Consider the following 12,386-nt stretch of genomic DNA (forward strand, 5'->3'; position numbering starts at 1 on the left):
AATTGACCGTTATGAAGATCTTTAAAAATATACTTTGTATTTTATTTGCCTTGCTATTCATCAATGCAGGGCTGGATAAACTTTTTCATTATATGCCTACGCCACCAATGGATATGGACATGAAAAAAGTATTTGAGGCTTTTGCCACGATCAAATGGCTAATGCCACTGGTTGGAATCATCGAACTCTTGGGCGGTTTATTGTTTATTTTCCCAAAAACGAGAACACTGGGTGCACTGGTCATCTTCCCCATACTCATTGGTATTTTTACCCACAACATGATTTTTTACAGCCAAATGGGACTAATTATTTGGGCTGTACTTTTCATTATTTGGCTATGGGTGGTATTCGAAAACTGGGGCAAGTATAAAAAACTGATGGAATAATTGCTTATATTCTTCTCCAAACGAATATCGAGCAGGATAATGCATCTATTAAATACCTATTACTTTGACAAATTGATAGGTATTTAATGTTTTTATTAACATAAAATTAAAAAACAAAAAACTTTGTACGACTAGAATGGTTTGGTCAATTATTTGATGTGTTTTTAGAACATTCCCACGATAAAATGATTTTATACAAGGGAAATGAAGAGCTGTCTAATATTTGCTAGCAAGTATAGTACATAAATTAAACTTGCATTTACACGCAAATTTACCTTAGTTTGCTGAAATCGTGGCGATATACGTTATATATCTGAAAACTTAGCAAACTTTTTTCCGTTTTAATTTTTATTAATAGATACTTAAATCAAATTATACGTTGAACAGATTTACCCGAATTGCTTTCAAAACAATATTGTGGATTATTGGAGTAATAATTGCGCTGGCTATTTTAATCGTATTTTTAATCAGAATACCCTCCGTTCAGAATTATATTGCTGGAAAAGTAACACACTATGTGGAAGGTAAGATCGGTACCCCCGTTAAAATTGGCTACATTAATATTGATTTCCCTAAAAAACTGGTTTTAGAGGACATCTATTTAGCTGACCAAAGCAAGGATACCTTAGTAGCAGGAAAAAGCATAGCTGTCGATATCAACATGCTAAAACTTCTGAAAAATACCGTTGAAATTCAAAGCATTGAAGCAGAAGGAATCACCGCAAAAATCCGCCGTACATTGCCGGACAGTTCATTCAACTTTGATTATATTGTTAAAGCTTTCGCTTCTCAAAAGGAAAGCAAACCGACTGCAGACAGCAGTTCAGCCCTTCTATTTAACCTTGATAAGGTCAAATTTGATAAATTTCATATTGTCTATGCCGATGATGTTATTGGAACGAGTGCTGATGTTTACCTGAACAGCCTAAATACCAACGTCAAGAAGTTCGACCTCACAAAAAACATGGCTTTCAATCTGCCCAAAGTGAAGATAGATGGTCTGAGTGCCACAGTGAAACAATGGCGACCAGTTGTTGATGGCACGGCACCCACGGTCAAAGATTTTGGCATTACAGATAAAACGGCACAAGTAACCACCTTGCTTCCCGATGTCGGTATACAGATTGCTGACCTGACCAATATCTTAGTGCGCTATGAGGATCAATCCAGTCTGCTGAATACAAAATTTTATATCAAAAATCTTCATGCAGACATTAACAAGATCGACCTTAACAAAGAACTTGTCGATATTCAAACGATCAATCTTGACGGTTCAGACAATAATGTGCTCTTTGGAAAGATCCAGAAAAAAGTAAACACAGAAGCGAAAAACACCGCGGATACCACCAAAATAAACTGGGTTGTCTCAGCCAAAGAAATCCAAATCAACAATACAAGCTTAGCGTATAGAGACAACAATCAGGCCCGTATGAAAGGCTTTGATTACTTCAATATTAAGATCCCTGGAATGAAAACCAGTTTAAATGATCTTTACTATAGCGCCGATTCGATCAGCGGATCATTAAAAGAGCTTGTAGCCTCTGATCATTCCGGGTTTGTGATCAAGCAATTGAAAGGGGATTTTAAGTATACAAATACCGGCGCGGAGATCAAAAACCTGTACGCAGAAACACCACGTACCCTACTGCGTGATTACTTAAAAGTAACCTATCCATCTTTGGATATTATTGCCCAAAAGCCAGAGCTGATCTATGTCAATGCAACGATCAAAAAGAGCCACGTAGATATGCGCGACATCTACTATTTTGCTCCTTTTTTGGATACCATGCAGGTGATGAAACCATTGATGGACAAAAAGTTTAATATTGATGGTCGCGTTGTGGGTAAGGTAAATGATTTAAATATTCCGGCAATTGATTTCCAAACCCTGTCCAATACACGTGTCATTGCAAGTCTGCATTTAAAGGGTCTACCCAACGTCGATAAAATGTCAATGGATCTTAATTTAAAGAAATTGACCACAGGACGTTCGGATATCGAAAAGCTGGTTTCAAAAAAAATGCTTCCTAGCGGAATAGAGTTGCCCAATACGATCGGCCTTACCGGAACTTTTAATGGTGGGATGAATGCCTTTAACACCAATCTTTCGCTGGTAACAGAGAAAGGAACAGCCAAGTTCAATGGTAAAGTAGGCATGATAGGTCGCGATACAACCTATGATGCATTTGTGAGTATTCGTGATTTTGACATTGGTAAGATCATGAAAATGGACAGTACATTAGGCATACTTTCATTTGAGGGAAAAATCAAAGGTCATGGAACAGATCCGAAGAAACTTGTCGCCAATTTTGATGGCAAAGTAAATCGAATGGATGCGATGGGTTATCGTTATCAGAATATTGATATGAATCTCACTGCCGATAAAGGTGATATCAAAGCCTCTGTGGTTAGTCCCGACCCTAATATTCAATTGAAGTTAAATGCAACGGCCAACATGAAGTCCAAATATCCGCAGGTGGATTTTGAGCTTATGGTAGATACCATTAATCTTAAAAACTTAAAATTAATGGACGACGATCTCAAATACCACGGTAAACTTGTGGGCAATTTCAGTTCAGCCGATCCGAATTTTTTAAATGGGGAGTCACATATCACCAATTCATCCATTCTTTACAACGACGCATATTATACTTTAGACAGCATTTCACTTGTTGCAAAAGCCGATACCAGCCGCAATTTGCTGCTACTCAAATCAGACTTTTTGAATGCCCATTTGGTCGGAAAATACAAAATTTTAGAGTTGCAGAATGCCATTCAAGACATTTTACAGGTATACTACCAGCCGGGAAAAGGTGTTAAAGTTCCCAAATATGAGCCTCAGAATATTGAGTTTTCCGCCCAATTGACCAGGACTAAATTTGTAAAGGATTTTCTTCCAGAATTAACGGAAATGTCTGATATTACGTTGGATGGTATGTTCAATAGTCAGTCAAAAACTATTCTTGCGAAATTGGATGCCCCTAAAATCACCTATAGTGGCACCGAAATCAATAACGTCACCTTGGATATTAATACCTTGGACAGTACACTTTACTACTCGGCCTTGATCAATAAAATCAAGGTGAGCAATATCGAACTGGTGAATACAGTCTTCAGTGGTAAAGTCATTCAAAACAATTTGGATTTTGGCCTTTGGATTAAAGACAAGAAAGAGAAAGAGCAGTATCATTTGGGCGCCAATATGCGCGTTGATAATGGAGCGTTTGTTTTTAGCCTACTTCAGGATGGCCTTATGCTGAACTACGACAAGTGGACGATAAATCCAAACAACGTGCTCAAATTTGGAAGCACGGGTATTCAGGCCAATGACTTTATCTTAAGTAATAAAGGACAAGAGCTGAGTATATCATCGCAGGATAGTGTGCTCAATTCGCCACTCAACATTGCCTTTAAAAATTTCCGCATTGAGACATTAAGTAAAATGCTTGAAAGTGAAACAGTCGATCTTGGCGGCGGGATTAATGGTCAGGCAACCATATCACGTTTGGAAAGTAGCCCTGTATTTGTATCCGATCTTACGATCGACAAATTCTATATTGGACAAGATACTGTCGGTAATGTCAACATAAAAGTTAACAATGAAAAGGAAAACACCTATAATGCGAATATCAGTATCAGTGAAAATGGCAATAATGTCGTATTAAGTGGTGATTTTATCAATCCTCCAAAGGGAGAAGCAACCCTGGATTTCACCTTGGATATTGCGCCACTCTCCATGCAGACAGTTCAGGCATTCAGTTTGGGTTATCTAAAAGACTCGAAAGGAAATCTTGAAGGCCAGTTAAAAATAACGGGATCGCCATCCAAACCACTCATTAACGGCGATGTGAAGTTTAAAGATGCACAATTCAATATTGCTATGTTGAATGCACTTTTCAAAGCTAAAGATGAAACCATTCATTTGGATGAAAGGGGTATTACTTTCCCTAAATTTGCATTAGAAGACAAGAAAGGAAATATTGCCAAGGTAACAGGATCCATAGAAACCAAAACGTATACTGATTTTGATTTTAATCTCAATATCAATACGGACAATTTTGAGGTGCTCAATTCAACACAAAGCGACAACGATATGTTCTATGGTAAAATGTATCTTACCTCGAACCTTCGCATTCGGGGAAATCTTGATAAGCCTATCGTTGATGGTACAATCAAGGTATTAGATGATACCGATTTCACCTTTGTTATGCCAAACGAAGATCCCGGGATGGCCGATCGTAAAGGTGTTGTCGAATTTGTTGATAAGAGTGATACCACAAGAGCCAACGTATTTGCTAAATTAGATTCGATGACCGTAACCCGTCTGACGGGAATCGACGTAGATCTGAATCTTCAAACGGATAAAGATGCCAAATTTAAAATCCTCTTGGATGCCGGTTCACAGGATGCACTGAATATCCAAGGAGAAGCGGAACTGAACGCAGGCATTGATGCGAGCAGCAAAATTACCTTGTCAGGTACATTTACCGTAGACAAAGGGAGCTATTCATTCAGTTTTGGTCCCGTAAAAAAAGATTTTACATTCCGAAAAGGAAGTACGATCACCTGGAACGGAGATCCCTTGGATGCGCAGCTTAATATCACAGCGGCATACACAACCAAAGCTCCAACGCTGGAGCTTGTAGCGACGCAACTGGGATCAGAAAACGCTAATTTATACAAGCAACGTATTCCTTTCAATGTCTTGTTGAAGATTACAGACAAATTGTTCCAACCGCAACTGAATTTTGATATCGACTTGGACGAAAACAACTCCGTTGTTTCCCAAGATGTGATCAGCAAAGTAAATAACGCATTGACCACCTTGCGTGAAAATCCATCTGAACTGAACAAGCAGGTCTTTTCACTCATCGTTTTAGGACGCTTTATGTCGACCAATCCATTTGAAAGTTTATCCGGTGGGGGCGGCACAGAAGCCATTGTCAGAAATAGCATCAGTTCATTCCTGAGCGGTCAATTGAACCGCCTTGCCTCCGAGCTTATCACCGGAGTAGAACTGGATTTCAACTTAACTTCGGAGGAAGATTATGCTACTGGAGCGGGCCAAACCCGAACAGATCTGAATATCGGTGTATCTAAAATGCTTTTAAATGATCGTCTAAAAATTACCGTTGGTTCTAATTTTGAGGTTGAAGGAAATACACGTCCGGGAGAAACCGCCAACAATATTGCTGGGGATATCCAATTGGATTATCAACTTTCGCAAGATGGCCGTTATTTTGCACGGGTATATCGTAAAAATCAATATCAGGTTACGCTCCAAGGCCAATATGTAGAAACAGGTATCGGATTTATCATCAATATGGATTACAACAGGTTCCGGGAAATCTGGATGAGTTCGAAAAAACTCAAAGCGTACTATGACACGAATAGCAAAGGTTTCAGAAAACGTTTTGATGTGGAACGTATGGAAACCGATTCAGTGTATCGTGATAGCGTACGCACAGTCATCAGAGATAGTTTGATGACCCATAGCCCTGAGTACAGAAAACGTATGGAGGAAAGAGAACAAGAGAAACGTAAACAACAGTTGGACTCCAGTAAAAACACGCCGAAAAGCGATAGTCCAAAATCAACTATAGATACCATCAGAACGACAGCTATAAAAAATGAAGATGAGGAAAGGAGTTATCATGCAAGCTAAACTAAAGTATATTGTTGGAATAGTTTCATGCGCTGCATTTCTAGCATCCTGTTCTTCAACCAAGAATCTGAAAGAAGGAGAAAGCTTATATGTTAAAGGCAACGTGATAGTCGATTCGGACACCATCTCCAAGGAAAACAAGGAAAAGATTGCGACGCATTTAGAAGCGGCATTGATGCCCAAACCCAATAAACGTCTAGCTGGCGTACCATTCAAGTTGTACTTCAACAATATGGCCGGCGATTCTGTAGGGAATAATATCATTAAAAAATTTTTCAAGAAAATTGGTGAGAAACCGGTATTGTTGAGCGATGTCAATCGCGAGTACAATGAAAATCTACTGCGTAATCGTCTGGAGAATTTTGGTTTCTTTAATGCTGAAGTAAAATCCGACACTTTAGTTGAAAACAAAAAAGCAACGGTTAATTATACGGCCAAGCCAAATTTTATCTACCGAATAAGATCTGTTCAATTTGATATTGACAGCACCACACAGCTGGGTAAAGATATTCGTTCGAGCTCCGATCAAAGTCTCTTACAGGTGGGCAAAAATTATAGCCTTGATGTTATCCTAAATGAGCGTGACCGCATCGACAATGACCTCAAAAATAAAGGGTATTATTATTTCAGCCCTGATTACATCCTGGTTCAGGTAGACAGTTCACACCGGAACAACAAGGTCGACATGTATGTTACTGTAAAGAAGGAAACACCGGCACAGGCGAGGGTACCGTCAAAGATCAATAAAATCTACGTTTACCCGAACTACACGGAAACAAGCACCGGTTATCAGCGATCCACCCGTAACGCGGAACTATATGATAGCAGCTACTATTTTATAGACCGCCAGCATCTTTATAGAAAGCCTGTTATCGCGAATCATATCTTCTTCCACCCCGGCGACGTCTACAACCGTAATGCCCACAACCAAACCATCAGCCATCTGGTGAATCTCAATAGCTGGAAATTTGTCAAAAATAACTTTGTTGACAGCAAAGAAGTTCCCAATGCACTAGACGTCTACTACTACTTAACCCCATTGCCAAAAAAATCACTCCGTGTGGAACTTTTGGGAAAAATGGCTTCGGTATACAATGGTACAGAAGTTAATGTCAACTGGACTTTACGCAACGCATTTAAAGGCGCAGAGCAGTTAAGTTTTAATGTATTCGGTGGTTATGAAACCCAGACCGGTGGATCAGCTGACCTCAATTCGAGTTATTACCGTTACGGGATGGAGGCTACACTGACTTTCCCGCGGATATTGTCCCCTTTTGGAAGGATTTCTCCTACGCGACGTTTTATTCCGAAGACTTATGTCAAAGGCCGCTATGAATTTTTAAATCGCCGCAAAGCATATACCTTAAATTCCATCGCATTGGATTACGGTTATATCTGGCAGGAGTCTGAAGAGAAGCAGCACGATCTTGCGTTAATGGAGATTACCTATGTTCAGCCTAAAGGTATTTCTGAAAACTACCAAAAACAAATGGATACTATTCCGGCGTTAAGGCACGCAATAGATCCACAATTTACGATTGGCCCAAATTATAACTTCACGTTTCAAAATACGATGAAGCAGCATTTGAAAAATACATTTTATTTCAAAGGCAACCTGGACCTCTCGGGGAATATACTCGGTTTGATAAAAGGAGCTGATTTCAATAAAGGGAAAACGTTCAAATTGTTCGATGCTTATTTCTCCCAATATATCAAGATCAGTGGCGATGGCAGACACTATCTCAAATTGTCGGAGAATTCGCAGCTTGCTTCTCGGGTCAGTTTAGGATTAAGCTATTCCTATGGTAACTCTCGGTCACTTCCCTATTTAAAACAATATTATGTGGGTGGACCTAACAGTATCCGTGCATTTGGTGCTCGTGCAATTGGACCAGGAACAGTTGCCCCTGAAAAATTAAGCAACGGCCTCTTCTATGCCGACCAGACCGGTGATATCAAATTGGAACTTAACACAGAATACAGAGCTAAATTAGCAGGCTTTGTTCATTGGGCAGCATTCATTGATGCCGGGAACGTGTGGTTGCAACGGGATGATGTCAACAAGCCGGGTGGTAAGTTCAGCAAGAACTTTTTAAATGAATTAGCCGTCGGCGGTGGAGCTGGATTACGCTTCGACTTTACGTTTTTGATCATTCGTACAGATATGTCCATACCTTTCCGCATTCCCTATCTTCCAAAAGGAGAACGTTGGGTATTTAAGGATATCGACTTTGGAAGTTCAAAATGGAGAAAGGATAATTTGATGTTCAACCTAGCCATCGGCTATCCGTTCTAGGATTTCAAATTTGATTTTACACGATAGAAATAACAGGCTTGAACGAATTTCAGGCCTGTTATTTTTTTTTGCTATTTTATAAAAGTCATCGATTTTGGAGGGGTCTATTTCTTATGTCAAAAAACAAGTTATTCCCGCTAAATACATTGATTTACTGACAATAATTGATTAAATTCAAGAATTATTTAATAATCCACATAAATGCTCATGAAATATCCATATAAAAAAAGTACAAGCATTCGTGAAGATGGACCGGGTATGCGATGTGGCATAAAAACCGCCGAAGGCAGCTATATAATTAAAAGGCAGATGTATATACTTAAGCGGACAATTAGCTCATGAATAAACAAATAATTTACATATGAAAGTAACTATTGTTGGTGCTGGAGCTGTAGGCGCAACTACAGCGGACAATTTAATCCGTCGAAATGTCGCAGAGGAGATTGTATTATTGGATATTAAAGAAGGTTTTGCAGAAGGCAAAGCGCAAGATATGGCACAAACTGCCGCATTATTGGGTTTTGAATCAAAAATCAAGGGGGTAACCAATGATTATCTGTCAACTGCAGGTTCAACTGTTGCCGTTATTACGTCGGGGATTCCACGTAAACCTGGAATGACACGCGAAGAATTGATTGGGACAAATGCCAATATTGTCAAGTCGGTTGTCGAAAACTTAGTAAAACATTCTCCGGATATTATCATTGTTATCGTATCTAATCCCATGGATACCATGACCTATCTAGCACTTAAATCAAGTGGATTGCCTAAGAATAGAATTATTGGAATGGGCGGTACATTGGATTCAGCACGATTCAAATATCAACTGAGTGAAAAACTGAATGCTTCTGCGGCCGATCTCAATGCCATTGTCATTGGCGGTCATGGAGATACAACAATGATACCACTCATCAAGCACTCCACGTGGAACAGTATTCCAGTCACTGATTTCCTTACCCCGGAAGAGCAAGGCGAAATTGTACACAAAACTATGGTTGGTGGAGCAACATTAACCAGCCTAATCGGCACCTCAGCCTGGTATGCTCCGGGAGCCGCAACAGCTGCAGTCGTCGAAAGTATCGTACGTGATCAAGGAAAATTATTTACAGCATCCGTTTATTTGGAAGGTGAATTTGGTCAAGAAGATATCAATCTGGGCGTACCGGTTATCATCAATAAAAAAGGATGGGATCGCATCGTCCCCATTCAACTCGATGACGAGGACAAAGAAAAATTCAATAAAAGTGCAGAAGCAGTACGTACAATGAATAATGTACTGAAAGAAATAAAAGCGCTGTAGCTCATAAACAATAAAAAGATAAGCTGTAGCTTATAAACTATCAAGAGATAAAAAGCTGTTATTCTATCAATAACAGCTTTTTTTATGAACGTTCAACACGCACTGCGGGTTTTAAAATTTCTTTTTTAAGGGAATTTTTGGGTATGTTTGGCTATATGACAACAGTACCATTTCAATTATTGGATTTACAAGGCCAGGGCACACACATTTTAGTCGATGTAGAAATATATAATCGTTCGTTCAAGATGGTAGTTGATACTGGCGCATCTAAAACTGTATTTGATAAAACGCAATTGGGGCATCTTTTGGATGACCAATTGCAGCTTGAACCTTCAGAAACATTATCAACAGGACTTGGCACCAATTCAATGGAGAGTTTCAATATAAAAATTCCGAGTCTGACATTAGGTGAATGGCAGATAAAAAACTTAAATACTGCGGTATTGGATTTAAGCTCGATCAATTATGCCTATCAGCAGATGGATCTCGAACCAGTGATCGGCGTATTGGGTGGAGATATTTTTGCAGACTATGGCGCTGTCATTGATTATGCAAAGCGCACCTTAAAATTAAGAACCCGGAAATTAAAACTTAAATAGACGTTTGTGGATATGGAGCCGGAGATAGCTATAGTACACAATTGCAATCAATATCCCCAGTCCCCCCATGACGTATAATGTCGTTCGAAGCCCACAGTAACTGGCTAAGGAACCTATCATCAATGTACCAATGGGAAATATCCCCTGAAAAGCCATGACGTAATACGAGATTGCCCGAGCACGATAGATCGGTATGGCATGCGTCTGAATATATGTATTGATACTTGAGTTTTGCATCATCATGGCAAAGGATACCAACATCACATAGACGAGTGCCATCTGCAGCATACTCGAATGCGCCAAAAACAATAATGCAACTCCCATAAGCGCAGCAGCCCCCATCACCTGATAGCGCAAATTGGTACCCGATTTTAAACGGGCCATATTAAAAGCACCAATCATGGCACCCAGGCCGGCCGCACTTTCAAACCAGGAGAACGTACGTTCATCACCATGAAACATTTCTTTTGCTATGGCAGGCAGCAACGAGGTATACGGAATAACGATCAAGCTGGAGAATGTCATGATAATAATCAGCGAGGAGATGTGCGGTGAACGTTTGAGGTAACGAAAGCCTTCGACCAAGCCTTCCCAATTGCTTCCCTTGCTCAGTTGAACATGTGTTTCATCGACCTTCATCATCAATAATGTAATAATAACCGGAACAAAACTGATAAAATTCAGGGCAAAACAGACGAGTTCACCGTATGTACTCAGTAAAATACCGCCTATAGCAGGGCCCAACATTCGTGCGCCATTGAAAATTGTTGAATTCAGCGCTATGGCATTCGGCAGATCTTTACGGTCCCCAACCAAATACATCATGAGCGACTGACGCCCCAAAACATCGAAGGAATTAATAACTCCTTGTATAAGACCTAAGATGGAAAGCCATAAGACACTCTCCCATTTCAGATAAACGACCAAGGTCAAGATCCCAGCCTGTATCATCAAACCAATTTGGGTTATCAGAACCAATTTATACTTTTTATGCTTATCGACAAAACTGCCGATAAATGGAGACAGGACCAAAGAAGGCAATAGGGAGATAAACTGCACAAAACCAAGCCAAAACACAGATCCGGTCAATTCATAGACTAACCAACTGATGGCTATCCGCTGCATCCAAGTTCCCATAAGGGAAATTGCTTGACCTATAACATGTAACCGGAAATTTCTATAATGGAGCGAACGAAAAACCTGCATATGTAAAGATAATACTATATTAAAAGTATAACAAAAAATTAGGAGAAGAGATTCCTTTTTGCTAAAATAAAGATACAATAGGTGAAAATCAATGCTTCAATACTGGAATATAATCAATAACTTTGCATCATTATTTCGAACTTTAGAATAATCAAATAATTATCATTCAATAACATATACAATGAAATTTTTTATTGACACAGCGAACCTAGAGCAAATCAAAGAAGCCCAAGACTTAGGCGTATTAGACGGGGTAACAACCAATCCAAGTTTAATGGCTAAAGAAGGTATTAGCGGTGATGAAAACGTAATCAACCATTATAAAGCGATCTGTGCAATCGTTGATGGCGATGTCAGTGCTGAAGTTATTTCTACAAATTATGAAGAAATGATCAAAGAAGGAGAAGCGTTAGCAGCTCTTGACAGCAAGATAGTTGTTAAAGTCCCTATGATCAAAGATGGCGTAAAAGCAATTAAATATTTCAGCAAAAAAGGTATTAAAACAAATTGTACATTGGTATTTACAGCTGGTCAGGCACTATTGGCTGCTAAAGCTGGAGCAACCTATGTATCTCCTTTTATCGGTCGTTTGGATGATATCTCTACAGATGGATTAGCGTTGATCGAAGATATTCGTTTAATCTATGATAACTACAACTATCCTACACAAATTTTAGCTGCTTCTGTACGTCACAGTGCACACATTTTAGGATGTGCTAAAATCGGTGCTGATGTTATGACAGGTCCTTTATCAGCGATCCTAGCGTTATTGAAACACCCATTGACAGACAGCGGTCTAGCGACATTCTTAGCTGATCACGCTAAAGCTGCAGGCAAATAAGATTCCTATATTTCGATATAGTAACGAAAACCGATAAGTAAGATGACACGAATCTTAAACTTATCGGTTTTCTTATTTTTAATAGATTCCGTA

The 12,386-nt window shown here is 39.4% G+C and carries 7 protein-coding genes; 6 read left to right on the top strand and 1 reads right to left on the bottom strand.

Going from position 1 to position 12,386, the window contains the following annotated elements:
- The first annotated feature begins 11 nt into the window (after nt 1-11).
- From CBM24_RS23030 to CBM24_RS23050, 5 genes are all read left to right on the top strand, one after another.
- Nucleotides 12-386 carry a DoxX family protein gene (locus CBM24_RS23030; protein ID WP_075994106.1) on the top strand — a complete coding sequence of 125 codons (375 nt, stop codon included), beginning with the start codon at nt 12-14 and terminating at the stop codon, nt 384-386.
- 379 nt (nt 387-765) lie between these two features.
- Nucleotides 766-6,051 carry a translocation/assembly module TamB gene (locus CBM24_RS23035; protein ID WP_088162887.1) on the top strand — a complete coding sequence of 1,762 codons (5,286 nt, stop codon included), beginning with the start codon at nt 766-768 and terminating at the stop codon, nt 6,049-6,051.
- Nucleotides 6,023-8,347 carry a BamA/TamA family outer membrane protein gene (locus CBM24_RS23040; RefSeq protein ID WP_232475614.1) on the top strand — a complete coding sequence of 775 codons (2,325 nt, stop codon included), beginning with the start codon at nt 6,023-6,025 and terminating at the stop codon, nt 8,345-8,347. Before CBM24_RS23035 ends, CBM24_RS23040 begins: the two co-directional genes overlap by 29 nt.
- Before the next feature lie 361 nt (nt 8,348-8,708).
- Entirely contained in the window at nt 8,709-9,647 is a 939-nt protein-coding gene (locus CBM24_RS23045) for a malate dehydrogenase (protein WP_088162889.1), read from the top strand.
- A 155-nt stretch (nt 9,648-9,802) separates the two neighbouring features.
- Nucleotides 9,803-10,246, top strand: a complete 444-nt coding sequence (locus CBM24_RS23050) for a retropepsin-like aspartic protease (RefSeq protein ID WP_088163761.1) — start codon at nt 9,803-9,805, stop codon at nt 10,244-10,246.
- Here the strand turns inward: CBM24_RS23050 and CBM24_RS23055 are convergent.
- On the bottom strand, nt 10,232-11,452 hold the full coding sequence (locus CBM24_RS23055; protein ID WP_088162890.1) for an MFS transporter: 1,221 nt from the start codon (nt 11,450-11,452) through the stop codon (nt 10,232-10,234). The two genes, CBM24_RS23050 and CBM24_RS23055, sit on opposite strands and share 15 nt — an antisense overlap.
- 181 nt (nt 11,453-11,633) lie before the next feature.
- Here CBM24_RS23055 and fsa point away from each other — a divergent pair, with 181 nt between their 5' ends.
- Entirely contained in the window at nt 11,634-12,293 is a 660-nt protein-coding gene (gene fsa / locus CBM24_RS23060; protein ID WP_075994110.1) for a fructose-6-phosphate aldolase, read from the top strand.
- Nucleotides 12,294-12,386 lie beyond the last annotated feature (93 nt).

This window comes from Sphingobacterium sp. G1-14, assembly GCF_002196555.1.
GTDB lineage: Bacteria > Bacteroidota > Bacteroidia > Sphingobacteriales > Sphingobacteriaceae > Sphingobacterium > Sphingobacterium siyangense.

What these genes read in the sequence shown, in the direction of transcription:
- CBM24_RS23030 (WP_075994106.1), top strand. Translation starts at nt 12, where the DNA reads ATGAAGATCTTTAAAAATATACTTTGTATTTTATTTGCCTTGCTATTC.
- CBM24_RS23040 (WP_232475614.1), top strand. Translation starts at nt 6,023, where the DNA reads ATGAGGAAAGGAGTTATCATGCAAGCTAAACTAAAGTATATTGTTGGA.
- CBM24_RS23045 (WP_088162889.1), top strand. Translation starts at nt 8,709, where the DNA reads ATGAAAGTAACTATTGTTGGTGCTGGAGCTGTAGGCGCAACTACAGCG.
- CBM24_RS23050 (WP_088163761.1), top strand. Translation starts at nt 9,803, where the DNA reads ATGACAACAGTACCATTTCAATTATTGGATTTACAAGGCCAGGGCACA.
- CBM24_RS23055 (WP_088162890.1), bottom strand. Translation starts at nt 11,452, where the DNA reads ATGCAGGTTTTTCGTTCGCTCCATTATAGAAATTTCCGGTTACATGTT.
- fsa (WP_075994110.1), top strand. Translation starts at nt 11,634, where the DNA reads ATGAAATTTTTTATTGACACAGCGAACCTAGAGCAAATCAAAGAAGCC.